The 17,588-nt window shown below is 62.6% G+C and carries 14 protein-coding genes; 2 read left to right on the top strand and 12 right to left on the bottom strand.

What is annotated here, in order from left to right; all coding sequences use genetic code 11:
• Nucleotides 1–533 precede the first annotated feature (533 nt).
• Nucleotides 534–2,471, top strand: a complete 1,938-nt coding sequence (locus tag ACRTG1_RS19590) for a M23 family metallopeptidase (RefSeq protein WP_206546228.1) — start codon at nucleotides 534–536, stop codon at nucleotides 2,469–2,471.
• A 132-nt stretch (nucleotides 2,472–2,603) separates the two neighbouring features.
• On the opposite strand, the gene ACRTG1_RS19585 is transcribed toward ACRTG1_RS19590, so the two are convergent.
• The 8 genes from ACRTG1_RS19585 to ACRTG1_RS19550 all read right to left on the bottom strand — a co-directional run bounded on the left by ACRTG1_RS19585 (nucleotide 2,604) and on the right by ACRTG1_RS19550 (nucleotide 14,070).
• Nucleotides 2,604–4,064, bottom strand: coding sequence for a L,D-transpeptidase family protein (locus ACRTG1_RS19585; protein ID WP_244974868.1), 1,461 nt, complete (start codon nucleotides 4,062–4,064; stop codon nucleotides 2,604–2,606).
• Between the two features lie 171 nt (nucleotides 4,065–4,235).
• Nucleotides 4,236–4,601, bottom strand: coding sequence for an MmcQ/YjbR family DNA-binding protein (locus ACRTG1_RS19580; protein ID WP_206546227.1), 366 nt, complete (start codon nucleotides 4,599–4,601; stop codon nucleotides 4,236–4,238).
• Nucleotides 4,602–4,625: 24 nt separating this feature from the next.
• Nucleotides 4,626–7,247: an ATP-dependent chaperone ClpB gene (gene clpB, locus ACRTG1_RS19575; RefSeq protein ID WP_206546226.1), complete on the bottom strand. Its 2,622-nt coding sequence runs from the start codon at nucleotides 7,245–7,247 to the stop codon at nucleotides 4,626–4,628.
• Between the two features lie 217 nt (nucleotides 7,248–7,464).
• Complete coding sequence (locus ACRTG1_RS19570) at nucleotides 7,465–8,127, bottom strand: DUF4167 domain-containing protein (RefSeq protein ID WP_283800036.1); 663 nt, start codon at nucleotides 8,125–8,127, stop codon at nucleotides 7,465–7,467.
• A gap of 344 nt (nucleotides 8,128–8,471) precedes the next feature.
• Nucleotides 8,472–9,356 (bottom strand): peptide chain release factor N(5)-glutamine methyltransferase, encoded by an 885-nt coding sequence (gene prmC / locus ACRTG1_RS19565; protein ID WP_432516870.1) that lies wholly within the window; start codon nucleotides 9,354–9,356, stop codon nucleotides 8,472–8,474.
• A complete protein-coding gene (prfA, locus tag ACRTG1_RS19560; RefSeq protein ID WP_432516869.1) occupies nucleotides 9,349–10,428 on the bottom strand; it encodes a peptide chain release factor 1 in 1,080 nt (359 codons plus the stop codon). The genes prmC and prfA overlap by 8 nt, the downstream gene beginning before the upstream one ends.
• A gap of 21 nt (nucleotides 10,429–10,449) precedes the next feature.
• Nucleotides 10,450–12,720, bottom strand: coding sequence for a phosphoenolpyruvate--protein phosphotransferase (gene ptsP, locus ACRTG1_RS19555; protein ID WP_113153105.1), 2,271 nt, complete (start codon nucleotides 12,718–12,720; stop codon nucleotides 10,450–10,452).
• Nucleotides 12,721–12,795: 75 nt separating this feature from the next.
• Nucleotides 12,796–14,070, bottom strand: a complete 1,275-nt coding sequence (locus tag ACRTG1_RS19550; RefSeq protein WP_113153106.1) for an aspartate kinase — start codon at nucleotides 14,068–14,070, stop codon at nucleotides 12,796–12,798.
• Between the two features lie 259 nt (nucleotides 14,071–14,329).
• Between ACRTG1_RS19550 and ubiG the strand changes: the two genes are divergently transcribed.
• Nucleotides 14,330–15,079: a bifunctional 2-polyprenyl-6-hydroxyphenol methylase/3-demethylubiquinol 3-O-methyltransferase UbiG gene (gene ubiG / locus ACRTG1_RS19545; RefSeq protein WP_113153107.1), complete on the top strand. Its 750-nt coding sequence runs from the start codon at nucleotides 14,330–14,332 to the stop codon at nucleotides 15,077–15,079.
• Nucleotides 15,080–15,186: 107 nt separating this feature from the next.
• Here the strand turns inward: ubiG and ACRTG1_RS19540 are convergent, their stop codons facing one another.
• Genes ACRTG1_RS19540 through ACRTG1_RS19525 form a run of 4 tightly spaced genes read right to left on the bottom strand, consistent with a single transcriptional unit; the run spans nucleotide 15,187 to nucleotide 17,504 of the window.
• Nucleotides 15,187–15,612 carry a DUF1178 family protein gene (locus ACRTG1_RS19540; protein ID WP_206546223.1) on the bottom strand — a complete coding sequence of 142 codons (426 nt, stop codon included), beginning with the start codon at nucleotides 15,610–15,612 and terminating at the stop codon, nucleotides 15,187–15,189.
• Nucleotides 15,609–16,472 (bottom strand): carbon-nitrogen hydrolase family protein, encoded by an 864-nt coding sequence (locus ACRTG1_RS19535; RefSeq protein ID WP_206548312.1) that lies wholly within the window; start codon nucleotides 16,470–16,472, stop codon nucleotides 15,609–15,611. The genes ACRTG1_RS19540 and ACRTG1_RS19535 overlap by 4 nt, the downstream gene beginning before the upstream one ends.
• The gene (gene grxC / locus ACRTG1_RS19530) at nucleotides 16,469–16,735 is read right to left on the bottom strand and encodes a glutaredoxin 3 (protein ID WP_113156026.1); all 267 of its coding nucleotides are present in this window, start codon (nucleotides 16,733–16,735) and stop codon (nucleotides 16,469–16,471) included. The genes ACRTG1_RS19535 and grxC overlap by 4 nt, the downstream gene beginning before the upstream one ends.
• Nucleotides 16,736–16,760: 25 nt before the next feature.
• On the bottom strand, nucleotides 16,761–17,504 hold the full coding sequence (locus ACRTG1_RS19525; RefSeq protein ID WP_244974869.1) for a ComF family protein: 744 nt from the start codon (nucleotides 17,502–17,504) through the stop codon (nucleotides 16,761–16,763).
• Between the last annotated feature and the right edge of the window lie 84 nt (nucleotides 17,505–17,588).

Raw genomic sequence — 17,588 nt, 5'->3', positions numbered from 1 at the left:
ACTCCGAGGCCGGACCGTGTCGCCGGCTTGCGGCGCCGCCGTCCTCGTTGGTGAGGCGTATATAGGCCGGACCCCCTCGAACTGTCAACGCGCTTTTTTCAAGTTTTTCGTTTTTCTTCGTATTCCAACCTAAGAACCGAAAGAAATCACACTCAACCCACTGATTTCAAACGATAATAAAAAACGACAAACAGGGCAGAAATCTGCAAAACCGCCATTTTGCGCCCGTTTGCGCTCTTCTGTTGCCATTGGGCGCCCGGTCACATTAGAGTCGAATTTAATGAATACACGCGGGATGTGTGATCTTGGATATCGACGTCGATGCGGGCGCGTTTCACGCCCTACATATGACGCCCTATATATAAGGTCAGGTGTTCATGTCCGAGAGGGTTTGGGGGAACGACCTCTGTCACCATTGTTCTCCGGCGTAATGTTGAACCGGGTTTCCTGCCTGTCCGCCCATACCGGGCGCGACCATTTCGGTTGCCGTGACGGGTCCAGCCCAAATGCATAAGACCAAGGCGCCATCGTCAATGAACAACAACAAGCAGATCGAACAGGCCATCGGCGAGGACGATCCTCTTATTGCGGATGGACGCAGCGGACCGCCGGACCGGCGTGAGATCTCCGCGCGCTGGCTGATCGGCACCTTTCTTACAGGTGTGACCTCGACCGTTCTGATGGGTGTTGCGCTTTCGGCCGCCCTCGACGGCCGCCAGCAGCTGGCCACTCCGCCGGAAATCGCCCTTCTGGGAGAAATCGCAGACCCGGTTGGCGAAGCCGCGAAGACCGGCCGCCTTGTCACCCCCCATACGATCAGCCGCGGCGAGGATCGCCGCATGATGGAAGTCTCCACCGTCATGCGCAGCGGCGACACGGATCTGATCCGCACCCTGCCCTTTGTTCATGCGAAAATGGCGCTGACCGCCAGCCATACGACAGACAAGGATTATCCGCCCTTCGACCCGCTCGCGGTCTTTGCAGAAGACGGCGCAACCAGCACCGCCCGCACGGGCCTTATATATGGTGCCAAGGTGGAGAGCGAAGTGAGCCTCAAGAGCGGCGACTTTCCGCTCTGGTCTTCCGACTTCTCCTCGGCCCGCAGCCTGAGCACGGAAGAAGTGGAAGTGGCCGTGCGCAACACGGGCGCGATCCTGACCGATGGCGACGTTCAGGTGGCCTCTCTTCATTACGTGGATCCGCAGCGCTTCGGCGACACGCTTTCCACCCAGGCGCTGGCCGCCTTCAGCGCGCGCATCATCCCCGAGAATGTCTCGGTCGCTGCGCGCAGCGGTCGCGAAACGACACCCGAATTTGCCGAAGACCTCATTCCCTTCCGCACAGAGCGGGCCGTGGCCGAGGTCTTCACCCAGTCCGGCTACAAGGGTGAAGATGTCGACGGCATGGTCGAGGCGATCACCAAGCTGCTCAATGCGACGGAACTGAAGGCCGGCACATTGCTGCGCGTGGGCATTGAAACGCACGGTGTGAAAAGCCGCGTGGTTCGCACCAGCATCTATGAAGGCAAGAAGCACATCGTGACGATCGCGCTCGATGACCGCGACCAATATGTGCCGGCGCAGGAACCGGAGATGAATCCGGTCCTTCTGGCGGCGTTCGATCATCCGACCGCGCCGCGCCGCATGCCACGCTCCGATCTGCCGCGGGTTTATGACGGCATCTACCGTGCCTCCTATGCCTACGGGCTGACCCCGGACATGACGAAGCGGCTGGTGAAGCTGCTTTCGGCCGATGTCGATTTTCAGTCGCGGCTTTCGCCGGCTGACCAGCTTGAAGTCTTCTTCTCCGCACCCGATGCGGACAAGAATGCGACGGACCAGTCGGAGCTTCTTTATGTAAAGGCGAGTTTCGGCGGCGCGACCCGCACTTTCTACCGGTTCCAGTTCGATGACGGCACGGTCGACTATTTCGACGAGGAAGGCCGCAGCTCGAAACGCTTCATGATCCGCAACCCGGTGCCCAACGGGCGGTTCACCTCGGGCTTCGGCATGCGCCGTCACCCGGTTCTCGGCTACAGCAAGATGCACACCGGCGTCGACTGGGCCGCCCCGCGCGGCACGCCGATCATCGCGGCCGGCGACGGCGTGGTCGAAAAGGCCGGCTGGGCCGGCGGTTACGGCCGCCAGACGATCATCCGCCACAACAATGGCTTCAAAACCTCCTACAATCACCAGAGCGGCATCGCGAAAGGTGTGACGACGGGCGCGCGCATTCGTCAGGGGCAGGTGATCGGCTATGTCGGCGCGACCGGTCTCGTAACCGGCAACCATCTGCACTACGAAATGATCGTCAATGGCACGAAAGTGGATCCGATGCGCGTCCGCCTGCCCGACAACCGGGCGCTGAAGGGCAAGGACCTGCTGGCATTCGAGCGCGAGCGCAGCCGCATTGACGAACTGCTTCAGGAAAACGACGAGACACCGCTTTCCGTTGCTGCATCGGGCAGCTGAGTCATTTGCTGTCAGGCAGGATTGCCTGACAGCCAGCTTCACAGGAATCAAAAAGTTGCGAGCGGTCTGCCATTTCCCTGAAACGGCAGACCGGCAATATCCATCGGGCAGTGCCGGATGGCTGCGGAAAGCTTAATCCACGAACTCCACCGAAACGCCGCGCTTCACGCGCTTGGCCAGTTCCTCTGCATCCCAGTTGGTCAACCGGATGCAGCCATGGGAGGCCGTCTTGCCAATCTTCGAGGGATTGGGCGTTCCATGAATGCCGTAGGTCGGCTTTGACAGCGCGATCCAGACCGTTCCGACGGGGCCATTGGGGCCAGGCGGGATGGTCAGAACCTTGTCATTGTTGCCCTGTTTGAAATTGACCTTCGGATTGTAGGTGTATTCGGGGTTGAGCGCGATGCGCGTGACCGTGTGCGTGCCGCTCGGCGACGGCGTGCTCGCCGAACCGATGGTGGCCGGATAGGCGGCGACCAGCTTTCCGTCGGCGCTGTAACCGCGCACCTGGCGCGCGCCCTTGTCGGCAACGATCCGCACGACTTCGGTTTTCTTCGGCTTGCCGGTGTTGATCACCTTGATAACCGTACCGGGCCGGTTGAAATTCGCATCCGGATTGAGCGCAACGAGATATTTCTCGTCCATATGGAAGCGCTCGGCCAGCGCCTCGACAACCGAGGTGTAGGACAGTGCGCCGAGCGCAGCCTTCTGGCTGTAATCGGCCGGAACCGACGCGATATAGGGACCGGCCACATCCTTGGCGGTGATGGTGTATTCCTTGAAAGCCGGACCACCGGTGCGCTCCAGCTCCGCCTTCACCCATTCATTGTCATAGGTTCTGAGCGTCTGGCCGGTGATATCGCGATAGGCGCGGATCGCCTTGTTCACATTGTCGCCGGTCCGGCCATCGATGACGCCCGGAGACGCGCCCGCGCGGTCGAGCAGAACCTGAAAGCGCGTGACATCCTCGCTCACGCCGCGCGGCAGAACGACAGCCGCATCTCCCGGCAGGGTCGGCGTGCCGGACGCGTTGCCCGTTCCCGGTTCAAAGCGCGGCTCTTCGCCGGGGATGCCGGCCATGCTGTCACGTGAATTCGGGGGCTGCAGAGGTGCGCGGTCGATGGAACCGCGCCCGTAATTCGGCGCTTCCGGATAGATGTTGCGGTCGTTGTAGCGCGGCGCTTCACCATAGGAGCGGTCGTAATAGGGATCGGGCTGGCGTTCGACGGGAGCACGGTTCGCCCTGCCCCGGTCGCGACGGTAACGGTCGACATCGCGCGGGTCGGAGAAGTCATAAACATCCCCGTCGAACTCGCGCGGCCGCGCCGGACGGCGCGCAGGGCGCTGGTTGCCGCGCGCGGCAGGCCTGATCTCCACCACCTCGCCGGTATAAGCGTCGACGATGATCTCGCGGCCATATTGATCGATATAGACGTCAAAGTCGTAATTCTGGGCGAGTTGTACCGGCGCCTGGGTCGATGTCTCGGCCGTCATGCCCCGGCCAGCAGTCTGATCATTGCCCCGCTGCAACACGAAACCGTTTCGCCGGTCTTCGCTCTCCGGCATGGCGGCCATGGCTGCCGTCGGCCCCATGGCCAGACATAATGCGGTCAGCAATTGCAGTTTCACGTCTTTAGCCCCTCGTCTGGTCCCACACGGATAGGCTGATCACCCGCCAGCGATTCGCCCATTTGACGAACTATTTACCATAGGAGATGAACCGGACGTGAAAATGGCCAGTCTTTGAACTTTTCGCGTCGCTAATCAGGTGGCGGAGAGGCCCAGTTCGCGCTGCAGCCTGCGTGTCAGACCCGATGCGACGATCCGGTGGCTTTCGGCCAGATAGTCCTCAAGGGCAGCGTCATCCATGCTTTCCGCGCTCTGGCGCTGGATCCACTTCATGCCGCGTGAAGCGAGATAGGGGGCGGGCCGCAGGCCCGGCTGCTCCTTCAATATGTCGAAGGCCATCTCGGAGCATTTGAAAGAGACGGCAACATCTCCGCCGTCAGCCGCGCTGCCGATGGCGAAAACCTTGCCGCCCACCTTCCAGACATGCGCACCACCCCATTGAACAACGTGGGTGGCGTGTGGAAGGGCGGAACAAACTGCGTTGTAGTGATCGAGCTGCATCCGCCCTCCCCTCGTGTTTTGGAATCAGGCCGCTTTTTCGGCCTGATCTGCATTCGTTGCCCGGCTCGGCCGGAAGTTCAGCCTGTCAGAGCCGGCCGTGATCTTGACCGTGGAGTTGTCAAAGATCTCACCCTGGAGGATCTTCTCCGCCAGCGGGTCCTGCAACTCCTTCTGCATCACCCGTTTCAGCGGACGCGCGCCATAGGCCGGGTCGTAACCCTTCTCGGCCAGCCACTCGACCGCATCCTTATCGAGGTCGAGCGTGATCTTGCGATCAGCAAGCAGACGCTCAAGCCGCTGAAGCTGGATTTCGACGATCTTGCCCATGTCCTGCCGGCGCAGCCGGTGGAACAGGATAACCTCGTCGATCCGGTTCAGGAACTCGGGCCGGAACGATGCTTTCACGACATCCATCACCTCGGTGCGAACCTTGTCGACATCCTCGTTCTCGCCAAGGTTGACGAGATACTCGGCGCCCAGGTTCGACGTCATGATGATCAGCGTGTTGCGGAAGTCGACCGTGCGGCCCTGACCGTCCGTCAGGCGTCCGTCATCGAGAACCTGAAGGAGCACGTTGAACACGTCCGGATGCGCCTTCTCGACCTCGTCGAACAGGATCACCTGATAGGGCCGGCGGCGAACCGCCTCGGTCAGAACACCACCTTCCTCATAGCCGACATAGCCGGGAGGCGCGCCGATGAGCCGGGCCACGGAGTGCTTCTCCATGAATTCCGACATGTCGATGCGCACCATCGCCTGCTCGTCATCGAACAGGAAGCTGGCGAGCGCCTTGGTCAGCTCCGTCTTGCCGACGCCTGTCGGGCCGAGGAACATGAAGGAGCCAATCGGCCGGTTGGGGTCCTGAAGACCGGCGCGCGCACGGCGCACGGCCTTGGAGACGGACTGAACCGCCTCGCCCTGGCCGACGACCCGTTTGGCGATCTCGTCTTCCATGCGCAGCAGCTTCTCACGCTCGCCTTCCAGCATCTTGTCGACCGGAATACCGGTCCAGCGCGAGACGATATGGGCCACGTGATCCGGTTTGACGGTCTCTTCGACCATGCCGGAAGCGCTTTCCTCTTCGCTCTGGGCCTCTGCTTCGGCCAGCTTTTTCTCAAGCTCGGGGATCTGGCCATAGGCCAGTTCGCCGGCGCGCTGGAACTCACCCTTGCGCTGGGCAATGGCCAGTTCGTTGCGGGCTTCATCAAGCTGCTTCTTCAGATCGGCGGCCAGTCCGAGCTTGTCCTTCTCGGCAGCCCAGCGGCTGGTGAGGCGCGCCGATTCTTCCTCGAGATCGGTCAGCTCCTTCTCGAGCTTGACCAGACGGTCTCTGGAAGCCTCGTCCTTCTCGGCCTTCAGCGCCTCGCGCTCGATCTTGAGCTGCATGACGCGGCGGTCGATCTCGTCCAGCTCCTCGGGCTTTGAGTCCACCTGCATGCGCAGGCGCGAGGATGCCTCGTCCACCAGATCGATGGCCTTGTCGGGCAGGAAGCGGTCGGTGATGTACCGGTTGGAGAGCGTCGCAGCGGCCACCAGCGCCGAGTCGGAGACCCGCACCTTGTGATGCTGCTCATACTTCTCCTTCAGACCGCGCAGGATCGAAACCGTGTCCTCGACGGTCGGCTCGCTGACGAAAACCGGCTGGAAACGACGCGCCAGAGCGGCGTCCTTCTCCACATGCTTGCGGTACTCATCAAGCGTCGTCGCGCCAACGCAGTGCAGTTCGCCACGGGCCAGAGCCGGCTTCAGAAGGTTGGACGCGTCCATCGCGCCATCCGCCTTGCCCGCGCCCACCAGCGTGTGCATCTCATCGATGAACAGGATGATGTTGCCGTCGGCAGCCGTCACTTCGGAAAGCACCGCCTTCAGACGCTCCTCGAACTCGCCGCGATATTTCGCGCCGGCAATCAGGGAGCCCATGTCGAGCGCCATGAGCTGCTTGTCTTTAAGCGATTCAGGCACGTCGCCATTGACGATGCGCAGGGCAAGGCCCTCGGCGATGGCCGTCTTGCCGACGCCGGGCTCGCCGATCAGAACCGGGTTGTTCTTGGTGCGGCGCGACAGGACCTGGATCGTGCGGCGAATCTCGTCGTCACGACCGATCACGGGGTCGAGCTTGCCGGCGCGCGCATCGGCCGTCAGGTCACGCGCATATTTCTTGAGCGCATCGTAACCCTGCTCGGCGCTGGCCGAGTCAGCCGTGCGGCCCTTGCGGATATCGTTGATGGCCTGATTGAGAGCGGTTGGCGTAACGCCGGCCTTGGACAGGATGTCGGCGGTCTTGGCCGACTTCTCGACCGCAAGCGCGGTGAGCAGTCGCTCCACGGTGACGAAGCTGTCGCCAGCCTTCTTGGCCAGCTCCTCGGCGGTCGAGAAAACCTTGGCCAGCGGCTGCGCCATGTAAAGCTGGCCATTGCCGCCTTCCACCTGCGGCATTGCCTTGAGCGCGGCCTCGACACCGAGGCGCACATCCTTGGCACGCCCGCCGGCGCGCTCGATCAGGGAAGCAGCCAGGCCTTCCTCATCGTCAACGAGCACCTTGAGCAGGTGCTCGGGCGTGAACTGCTGATGATTGCTGCTGAGCGCCTGGGTCTGGGCGGACTGAATGAAACCGCGGACGCGCTCGGAATATTTGTCAAAGTTCATAAGTGTCTCCATTTCCCTGCCAGCCTGCTTTGCAGCGCTGACAACGACCAATGCGACGGGCTCCCATAAACCGTGATGCAATCAGATTATCACGGTCTCGTGTGGCAAGCCCAACTGATTGGGATATGGGAACATATCCCTATAGGAACAAGATGGGGACATACGAAAAACGGCGGGGAAACCCCGCCGTTCAAAATGCTCTGGAATGTCAGGCCGTTCAGCCCTGCGCGGCAACCTCTTCGGCCGCTGCAACGGGGGCTGCGGCTTCATTGCCTTCGCCACCCTCGGCGTCATCGGTCTTGCGGGCGCGCGTCCGGCGCGGACGCTTGACCGGCTTTTCGCCTTCCTCACCCTCGGGCGTCGCTGCCTCGTCCTGCGTCTTTGCTGCGGCAGGCTTGCGGGTGCGGCGGACAGGCTTCGGCTTTTCTTCCTCTGCGCCCGGCTCGGCAGCTTCGGCCGCATGGCCGTTTGCACCTTCGCCGCCGTTCAGCGCGAGTTCTGCGGGAACACCCTTGATTTCCGGCTGCGGGCCGGAACCATCGTCCACGCGCTTCTGGCGCTGCGGCTTCTGGTTGCCATTGCTCGCTTCGGCAACATCCTGCTCGTCATCACCATCAGCATCGTCGCGGTTGTCACGCGCCTGCTGCTGTTGCTGCTGCGCCTGGGCGGCAGCGATGATGCGGTTGTAATGCTCGGCATGCTGCAGATAGTTTTCGGCCATCACACGATCACCGGAGCTCTGCGCGTCGCGCGCCAGCGTGGTGTATTTGTCCGCCACCTGTTGCGCGGTTCCGCGGATCTTCACGTCCGGACCGTTGCTCTCATAGCTGCGCGCCAGCGGATTGGGACCCTTGCGGTTGTTGTTTCCGCGGCCGCGCATGCGCCTGTTCTGCTGTTGTGGCCTCATTCGACTCTCTTGGTTTTCGAGACTGCTTGTTCGAGACAGGTTGTGTGAAACAATACTCTTTTCAGATCGCGGACGATGGCGGGAAGCCAGCAGTCTCACATCTCCCCTTGGCCTATGTCACACCGCTTGTCGCGGGCGCCAATGCCATACTGTTCCGCTTCTTGTCAGTTGCCGGACAAACCCCATAATGAAGCAGAGGCGCTAAAACGCCCTTAATGACAGCGGTCCTGGGAACCGAATCGATAACGGTGCTGTCTGCTTCGTCCTATCCGGTGTCCGGAACCTAGCGGCATTCTTTTGCGATGCCAAGTTTTTTTTCAAGTTTGTTCACGTGCTGTTTCGGCGACAAAAACAAGCACCCGGTCATGCCCGGCAAGATCGCGGCCCGCCTTGTGAAGGCGGAATCCCTGATCGACGAACAGCCCGGTAACGCTTTCCTTCTGGTCATATCCGATCTCGACGGCGACCATGCCGCCTGTCGCCAGATGGGCGCCGCTTTGCGCCGCCAGCAAACGATAGGCATCAAGACCATCGTCCCCGGCAACCAGCGCCCTGCGCGGATCGTGATCACGAACCTCGACTGCAAGCGCACGCCAGATCTCTTCTCGAATATAGGGCGGGTTGGAGACAATGAAATCGAACCGTCCGTCGATTTCCTCAAACCAGTCAGACTGACAGGTCCCAAACCGGCCGCCGTAACCATTCATATCGGCATTGATGCGCGCCGTTGCAAGCGCATCGGCCGAAATATCGACACCGACTGCATGGGCCGCAGGCAAAACGCTCAACAGCGCCAGTGCTATCGCCCCGGTGCCGGTTCCAAGATCGATGATCCGCCACGGGCGATCTTCACCGCCAAGTCGACGCGCTTCCGCCACGACCATGTCGACCAGCGTTTCGGTGTCCGGCCGTGGCTCCAGCGTTTCCGGTGAAAGCCTGAGGTCCAGCCCGTAAAACTCACGATGGCCGATAATGCGGTGTACGGGCCGGCCTGCAATGCGCTGCGCGATGGCCTCTTCCACGGCCATGCCTTCCGCATCGGAAACAGGCCGTTCAGGTCTCGACATGGCGTCGAGCCGCGTCGTCTGCGTGACATGTTCAACGAGAAGCCGGGCGTCGAGCGCCCCTTCTGCAATGCCCGCCTGTTTCAGCCGGTCCTGCGCCCAGGAAAGCAGCGCGCCGAGGGTCTTCGCCTCAGCCATCCGCCCCGGTTTCCGCAAGCAGTTTTGCCTGATGATCGGAGATCAGCGCGTCGATAATCTCGTCCAGATCGCCTTCGATAACGCGGTCCAGCTTGTAGAGCGTGAGGTTGATCCGGTGATCGGTCACACGCCCCTGCGGGAAATTGTAGGTGCGGATGCGTTCCGAACGGTCGCCGGAACCGACCTGCAGACGACGCGCCTCGGAGCGTTCGTCCGCGGCCTTCATGCGCTGCATGTCGAACAGGCGCGCCCGCAGGATCTGCATGGCGCGCGCACGGTTCTGGTGCTGGGACTTTTCGGCCTGCAAGACCACGATGCCCGTTGGAATATGCGTGATTCGCACCGCCGAGTCGGTGGTGTTGACGTGCTGGCCGCCCGCACCCGAAGCGCGCATCGTGTCGATGCGGATGTCTTCATTGCGAATTTCGACGTCGACGTCCTCGGCCTCGGGCAGAACGGCAACCGTGGCGGCGGAGGTGTGAATGCGCCCCTGCGCCTCCGTAGCCGGCACGCGCTGAACGCGATGCACGCCCGATTCGAATTTCAGCCGCGAGAACACGCCGCGCCCGGAAACGGTGGCGATGATTTCCTTGTAGCCGCCGGCCTCGCCCTCGCTTGTCGACGCGACCTCGACACGCCAGCCCCGTTCGGATGCATAGCGCTCATACATGCGAAACAGGTCGCCGGCGAACAGGGCCGCCTCGTCGCCGCCGGTGCCGGCGCGAATTTCGAGGATCGCATTCTTCTCGTCCGCTTCGTCCTTGGGCAGAAGCAGGATCTGCATTTCCTCGCCCAGCGCCTCGATGCGGCTCTCCACCTCTTCGAGGTCGGCCTCGGCCAGCTCGCGCATTTCCGTGTCGGTCGCCGGGTCGTCCAGCATGGACTTCAGGTCTTCCAGCTCACCTTCGACCTGACGCAGTTCGCGGATCTTGGCCGCCACTTCCTGCAATTCGGAGTATTCGGAAGCAAGCTTCACATAGACGTCCGGCTCCGGGCCAGCCGCCATCTGCGCTTCGATAAGCTCGAAACGTTTGAGAACCTGATCCATACGGTCGCGCGGCAAGTCGGTCATCGACGGGAAAGCCTGTCAGTTCTAGAGGGCAATATTGTGCTTCTGGGCGAAGTCGCGAAGCAGCGCGCGAATATCGGTGGATGCGCTATGGTTGGCAAGTGCCTCATCCATAACAACCGAAAGATCCGACAGCGGAAGCTCGCAGAGCATGGCCTTGACCGGGCCGATGGCCGCCGGCGCCATGGAAATGGAGCGGAAGCCGATGCCGAGCAGCGCCATGGCGGAAATCGGCCGCCCCGCCAGCTCTCCGCACAGCGTGACCGGCGTTCCATACTGGTCGCCCGCGCGCACGATCTGGCGCAGAATGCGCAGGAACGGCACGCTCAGCGGGTCGAAACGGTCGGCAATGCGGGTGTTGCCCCGGTCGGTCGCGGTGACGAACTGGAACAGGTCGTTCGAACCGACGGAGACGAAATCCACGGCCTGCATCAGCTCTTCAAGCTGCCAGAGCAGTGCCGGCACTTCGATCATCGCGCCAAGCTTCAGGCGCGTGGGCAGGAGATAGCCGAAGCGCGACAGATGCCGCACCTCGCGGTCGATGATCTCGCGCGCCTGCCGCACTTCGCTCACTTCTGTGACCATCGGGAGCATCATGCGCAGTTCGCGACCACCGGCAGCCTTCAAAAGCGCGCGGATCTGCGTGCGCAGCAGGCCCGGACGGTCCAGCGTCAGGCGAATCGCCCGCCAGCCAAGCGCCGGGTTTTCCTCGTGCTGCGCGCCCTTGAAGTAGGGCAACACCTTGTCGCCGCCGATATCGATGGTGCGGAACGTGACCGGCTTGCCATCGGCAGCGTCGAGCACTTCGCTATAAAGCCGCTCCTGCGCCTCGACGCGCGGGAAGGCGGCTGCGACCATGAACTGAAGCTCGGTGCGGAACAGACCGATGCCCGCCGCACCCGACTGCGCCAGCTGCGGCAGATCGACGGCCAGACCTGCATTCATCATGAGATCGACGGGAACGCCGTCCCTGGTCTCGGTCGGGCGGTCGCGCAGTTCCTGATAGAGTTTCTGCCGGCGGGCGCGGAAGCGCACCTTCTCGGCATAGGCTTCCTCGACATCGGCCTGCGGGCGCAGATGCACCTGACCATCCTCGCCATCGACGATGATCGCGTCGCCATTCTCCGACATGGAGACGGCGCCCTTCACCTGACCCACCGTCGGCAGGCCGATGGCCCGCGCCACGATGACGATATGGCTTGTCGGCGCTCCCTCTTCCAGAACCAGACCGCGCAGTTTCTGGCGCGGATAGTCCAGAAGCTCGGCAGCGCCCATGGAACGGGCGACGATGATCGCATCCTTGGGCAGAATTTCCGCCAGCGCATCCGGCCCGCGGCCCATCAGCTGGCGCAGAAGCCGGTTGGCGAGATCGTCGAAATCGCTCATCCGCTCGCGCAGATAGGGGTCCGTCATGTGCATCATGCGCGCGCGCATGTCGCTCTGCACCTTCTCGACCGCCGCTTCGGCCGTCAGGCCGTTGTTGATCGCCTCCTGCAGGCGGCGCACCCAGCCCCGGTCATTGGCGAACATGCGATAGGCTTCCAGCACCGCGCGGTGTTCGCCCTCAAACGCCACATCGCGACGCGAGAGCATGTCGTCGATGGAAAGGCGCAGCGAATCGAGCGCAGTTTCAAGGCGCACCAGCTCCTCGTCGCTATCCTCGTTGAACAGCGCCGTCACGACGATGCGCGGCTCATGAAGGATCACATGGCCAAGCCCGACGCCCTCGTTGAAGGGCAGGCCCGTCATGCTGACGGGGCGGCTCAGATCAAGCTCGATGCCCGGACGGGTCAGCCGCGCCAGATCGCCGGTGGCGATCATCTCGGCGATGACCATGGCCACCGTTTCCAGCGCCTCGACCTCATCCTCGCGGTAATGGCGCATGGTGCGGTTCTGAACGACCAGAACGCCGAGCGTGCGACCGGCCCGCAGCACCGGCACGCCGAGGAAGGAATGATAAATCTCTTCGCCCGTCTCCGGCAGATAGGCAAAAGCGGGGTGTTTTTGGGCGTCGGAGAGATTGAGCGGGCGGGCGCTGGCGGCAATCGTGCCGACGAGGCCCTGCCCCAGACGAAGCTGCGCCAGATGCACCGCATCCGGGTTCAGACCTTCGGTGGCGTAAAGCTCCAGCATGGAATCGGCGCGCAGCACATAGAGCGAGCAAACCTCGGCCACCATGTTCTGGGCGATTTCACGAACGATCTTGTCGAGACGCTTCTGCGGGTCAAGCGCATCGGCCATCAGCTCGCGCAAACGCCTTAACAGCACTCTTGGACCGCCGGCAGTATCTCGCATTGAACCCCTCTCCATTGGCCTATGCTAGCCGCATGAGAGAGCAGAGCAAAAGCCAGATTTCGGGTTATTGTTTGTCTACTGCTTATCGAGACCGTAGACAGAATGCAAAGTGCGAACCGCCAATTCAGCATAGGGGCCGTCGATCAGGATCGAAATCTTGATCTCTGAAGTGGTGATCGCGCGGATGTTGATCCCCTTCTCGGCCAGGGCCTTGAAGGCGATTGCGGCAACGCCGGCATGGCTCCTCATGCCAATGCCGATGACCGAAACCTTGACCAGTCCGGCTTCAGACTGGATGGCGTCGAAGCCGATCGTGTCACGCACATTCTCCAGCACCGTGACGGCCTTTTGCAGGTCGCCGGACGGCACGGTGAAGGTCATGTCCGTGCGCGAACCATCTTCGGAGATGTTCTGCACGATCATGTCGACATTGATGTTGGCCTCGGCCAGCGGACCGAAAATGCCTGCGGACACGCCCGGACGGTCGGAGACGCGACGAAGCGATATCTGCGCCTCGTCCTTGGCGTAGGCGATGCCGGTGACGACTTGCTGTTCCACGATTTCATCCTCATCGCAAATGAGCGTACCGGGCGGGTTTTCGAAATTCCCCATGCCCGGCGCATCCGGATCTTCGAAAGACGATCTTACGAAGGTTCTGACCTTGTGCACCATCGCCAGTTCGACGGAGCGCACCTGCAGCACCTTGGCGCCAAGCGACGCCATTTCGAGCATTTCCTCGAACGAGATCTTCGGCAGGCGGCGCGCCTTGGGCTCAATGCGCGGGTCGGTCGTGTAGACGCCGTCGACATCGGTGTAGATGTCGCAACGGTCGGCCTTCACCGCAGCGGCCACGGCGACCGCGCTGGTGTCGGAACCGCCGCGCCCCAGCGTGGCAATGCGATTGTCAGGGCCGATGCCCTGGAAGCCGGCGACAACGGCCACCTGGCCCATGCCCATGCGGCGCACCATCTCGCTGCCGTCGATATCGACGATGCGGGCGGCGGCGTGAGCGTTGTCGGTGCGGATCGGTATCTGCCAGCCCTGCCAGGAGCGCGCATCGACGCCCATGGACTGCAGCGCGATGGCCAGAAGCCCGCTGGTGATCTGCTCACCGGAGGCGACGATGGCGTCGTATTCGCGCGCGTCATAGAAGGGCGATTCAGCACCCGTGGCCTTCGGCATGGACTGCGCCCAGCCGACCAGTTCATTGGTCTTGCCGGCCATGGCCGAAACCACGACGGCGACCTCATGCCCCGCATCGGCCTCACGTTTGACGTGACGCGCCACATTATGGATGCGTTCGATATCGGCGACGGAGGTTCCGCCGAACTTCATCACGATGCGCGCCATGGGAACGGAGTGCCTTTGCTCGGAAATTCCTGCTGCCCGGACGGGCAGCGCCAACATTACGCAGCAACGGCAACCCGCCCTGCGCCGCGGTCTCCATACCCAAAAGATCGCTTATCTGCAAGCAATGTGACGGTGAATGGAACCCGGTCGTTGCGCCGGGCAGGTTTTGCCCCTGAGACAATTCCCGCCTTGACAATCAGGCCCGTCAGCCCGACTTCATGGGCCAAGGTTCCAAGCAACACCCAGTGAGGGGTTTTCCATGTCCGAAGCGCGGCAAACGACCATCGACACGCGTGAAATCGAGCATTTTTCCGCACTGGCGGCGGAATGGTGGAATCCCGCCGGAAAAATGGGCGTTCTGCACAAGTTCAACCCGGTGCGCCTTGCCTATATCCGCGACCATGTGGCCGCGCATTTCGGTCGCGAGCCCCATGAAGCCAAACCTTTTGCCGGCCTGCGCATGCTCGACATCGGCTGCGGCGGCGGCCTTCTGTGCGAACCCATGTCGCGGCTTGGCGCGCAAGTGGTTGGCGCGGACGCTTCGGAAACCAACATCGAAGTGGCCAAGATCCACGCGGCGCAGGGCAAGCTCGACATCGACTATCGCGCCACCACGGCAGAGGCGCTTGCCGACGCCGGCGAGACATTCGACATCATCCTCAACATGGAAGTGATCGAGCATGTCGCCGATGTGGACCTGTTCCTGTCCAAATGCGGCGCAATGCTGAAACCCGGCGGCCTGATGTTCGTGGCAACGATCAACCGCACGCTCAAGGCGTGGGGCCTGGCGATCATCGGCGCGGAATATGTGCTTGGATGGCTGCCGCGCGGCACGCACCAGTATGAAAAGCTCGTGCGCCCGAGCGAACTGGAAGAGGGCCTCGCCTCGGCGGGCATCCGGATCATCGATCGCAGCGGCGTCGTCTACAATCCGCTCGGCGACCGCTGGCAGCGCTCACGCGACATGGATGTCAACTACATGGTGGCGGCCACGAAGCCGGCTGCCTGAGCCTTCAGGGAAAACGCCGGCGCGCGCCCGGCTCTTGCGATCAGAATGCAGTCAGGCGCTCGCGCCTGACCGCCCGATTTTCTGGCCGATCTCAGTTCTGGCCGGTCTCAGTTCTGCTCCTCGGGAAACACCGGCAGGGGCAGGAACTCGACGCCTTCATCGACCAGCGCCTTGGCCTCGTCGGTCGTCGCCTCGCCATAGATGCCGCGCGCTTCGGTCTCGCCGAAATGGATTTTTCGCGCTTCCTCGGCGAATTTGTCGCCGACATAGTCCGCATTCTCGCGCACCTTTTTGGAAAGCTCCTTGAGCTGCGCCAGCGCCTGTTTCTGCTTCTCCCCCATGGCCAGTGCGATCTGGTCGCGCTTCTTGCCGGTCGAGACCGCCGGCGCCATCAGGGCCTTTTCAACCTTGGTCGAGCCGCATTGCGGGCAGGAAACGAGATCGCGCTTCTTCTGCTCGTCAAAGTCCGCATTGTTGCGGAACCACGCCTCGAAAGCGTGGTCGTGCTCGCAGATCAGGTTGAAACTGATCATGAAGCTTTCCTCTCCGCCGCCCCGCCGCCGGAAACGCGTGCAACAGAGAAATCGCGCGCGTTCTTGAGGTTCGGAATCTTGCCGCGAGCGGCAGCGACCGCATCAAGGTCGAGTTCGGCCATGGCGATGCCCGGCTCGTTTCCATCGACCTCGGCCAGCACACGGCCCCACGGATCGACGATCAGCGAATGACCATAGGTCTCACGCCCGTCCTCGTGCAGGCCGCCCTGACCGGCGGCGATCATGAATGCGCCATTCTCGATGGCGCGGGCGCGCAGAAGGACATGCCAGTGCGCCTCGCCCGTCTGCCGGGTGAAGGCGGCCGGTGCTGTCAGCACCTGTGCCTCGGCAAGCGCCTGCGCACGGAAAAGCTGCGGGAAGCGCATGTCGTAGCAGATGGCGAAACCGAGACGGCCAAACGGCAGATCGGCAACGACGGCCCGCTCGCCGGCGGCATAGGTGGCCGATTCGCGCCAGCTTTCGCCATTGTCGAGATCGACGTCGAACATGTGCAGCTTGTCATAGGTGGTCACAAGCGCGCCACCGGGCGCGAACAGAAAGGCGCGGTTCGCCACCCGTCCGTCATCGAGCGCGACGGCCGTGGAGCCCAGATGAACAAAGATCGAAAGCTCATCGGCCAGCGCACGGGCGCGGTCGATGACCAGCGCGCCGCGCTCTCCGGTGATGCGCTCCAGCAGGTCGTCGCGGCTGCGCACCATCACACCGGTCATTTCCGGGCTCTGAACATACTGCGCGCCCTTGCCCGCAGCCTCACGCACCAGCGCTTCAAAAGCGTCGGCATTGGCTTCCGGCTCGGTGCCGGAACGCATCTGCAGGGCAGCGGCGATCAGTTTGCTCATGCCGGGATCTCCTTCAACATCGCATCCAGTTTGCCTTCGCGCTCGAGAGCGTGAAGCTCATCGCAACCGCCCACATGGACGTCGCCAATGAAAATCTGCGGAAAGGTCGAGCGGCCATTGGCCCGCTGGATCATCTCCTGGCGCAGCTCGTTGGAAAAGCTTGCATCGTGTTCCGTGTAGGAAACGCCCTTGCCGTCGAGCAGGCGCTTGGCGGCGCTGCAGAAGCCGCACATCATCCGTGTGTAGATCGTTACGTCAGACATTTTCGGTCCCATGCTTTGTCGGGGTTTATATAGGCTCTTGGAGGTCTGCCCGAAAGTCCCCCGGCAAAACGCGCGCAAATGTCAGAACATCCACCTCGCGCGCGCCGGCACGCTTGAGAACCCGTGAGGCGGCGGCAACCGTCGCGCCCGTGGTGTAGACATCGTCCACCAGAACGACGCGCCGCGCCCTGATCGCCGGGCGGTGGGCGTCCGGCACGACAAATGCGCCGCGCACATTGGCCTCGCGCTCGCTCGCCCGCAGCCCCACCTGCTGGCGCGTGCGCCGCGTCCGCACCAGCGCCTCCGGCATGTAATCAACGCAAGCCAGACGCGCCACAGCCCGCGCAAGCTCCGCCGATTGGTTGAAGCGCCTTGAAAAGAAACGGCTGCGATGCAGCGGAACCGGCACCACCAGATCCGCCTCGGGCAGGATTTCTCCGCCGGCCCGAAGCATCCAGCGCGCCATCCACGGCGCGAGATCGGTGCGGTCGCGGAATTTCAGCCCCTGAACCAGCCGCCGGGCGACGCCGCCATAGGCGACCGCCGAGCGCGCCCGCGCAAAGGGCGGCGGCGATGCAATCGCCTCCGCAGAGAGCATGCTGTCGCCAAGGTCCAGAGAGAAAGGCGTGCCCATCACCGGACACCATGGCCGCTCCAGAAAGCGCAGCCGCCCCCAGCAGGAAGCGCAGAGCGTTCCGGGTTCCGTGACAAGGCTGGAACAGCCGAGACACACCGGCGGGAAGAGGATGCGCTGCATCCACCCGCTCATCACCCCGGTCAATCGCGATACGCCCTCCACGAAACGCCCCTCCCCCAAAAGGCATTGCCTCTTTGCCAGCATAGTCTTTTTGTG

Origin of the sequence: Nitratireductor sp. PBL-C9 (assembly GCF_050877045.1) — a bacterium.
GTDB classification, from domain to species: Bacteria; Pseudomonadota; Alphaproteobacteria; order Rhizobiales; family Rhizobiaceae; genus Nitratireductor; species Nitratireductor aquimarinus.
The sequence above is the reverse complement of the archived record's forward strand: the minus strand, read 5'-3'. Positions and strand labels throughout refer to the sequence as shown.

Excerpts from the sequence above, each read along its gene's own strand:
- ACRTG1_RS19590 (WP_206546228.1), top strand. The coding sequence starts at position 534 with ATGAACAACAACAAGCAGATCGAACAGGCCATCGGCGAGGACGATCCT.
- ACRTG1_RS19585 (WP_244974868.1), bottom strand. The coding sequence starts at position 4,064 with ATGGGGCCGACGGCAGCCATGGCCGCCATGCCGGAGAGCGAAGACCGG.
- ACRTG1_RS19580 (WP_206546227.1), bottom strand. The coding sequence starts at position 4,601 with ATGCAGCTCGATCACTACAACGCAGTTTGTTCCGCCCTTCCACACGCC.
- clpB (WP_206546226.1), bottom strand. The coding sequence starts at position 7,247 with ATGAACTTTGACAAATATTCCGAGCGCGTCCGCGGTTTCATTCAGTCC.
- ACRTG1_RS19570 (WP_283800036.1), bottom strand. The coding sequence starts at position 8,127 with ATGCGCGGCCGCGGAAACAACAACCGCAAGGGTCCCAATCCGCTGGCG.
- prmC (WP_432516870.1), bottom strand. The coding sequence starts at position 9,356 with ATGGCTGAGGCGAAGACCCTCGGCGCGCTGCTTTCCTGGGCGCAGGAC.
- prfA (WP_432516869.1), bottom strand. The coding sequence starts at position 10,428 with ATGACCGACTTGCCGCGCGACCGTATGGATCAGGTTCTCAAACGTTTC.
- ptsP (WP_113153105.1), bottom strand. The coding sequence starts at position 12,720 with ATGCGAGATACTGCCGGCGGTCCAAGAGTGCTGTTAAGGCGTTTGCGC.
- ACRTG1_RS19550 (WP_113153106.1), bottom strand. The coding sequence starts at position 14,070 with ATGGCGCGCATCGTGATGAAGTTCGGCGGAACCTCCGTCGCCGATATC.
- ubiG (WP_113153107.1), top strand. The coding sequence starts at position 14,330 with ATGTCCGAAGCGCGGCAAACGACCATCGACACGCGTGAAATCGAGCAT.
- ACRTG1_RS19540 (WP_206546223.1), bottom strand. The coding sequence starts at position 15,612 with ATGATCAGTTTCAACCTGATCTGCGAGCACGACCACGCTTTCGAGGCG.
- ACRTG1_RS19535 (WP_206548312.1), bottom strand. The coding sequence starts at position 16,472 with ATGAGCAAACTGATCGCCGCTGCCCTGCAGATGCGTTCCGGCACCGAG.
- grxC (WP_113156026.1), bottom strand. The coding sequence starts at position 16,735 with ATGTCTGACGTAACGATCTACACACGGATGATGTGCGGCTTCTGCAGC.
- ACRTG1_RS19525 (WP_244974869.1), bottom strand. The coding sequence starts at position 17,504 with ATGAGCGGGTGGATGCAGCGCATCCTCTTCCCGCCGGTGTGTCTCGGC.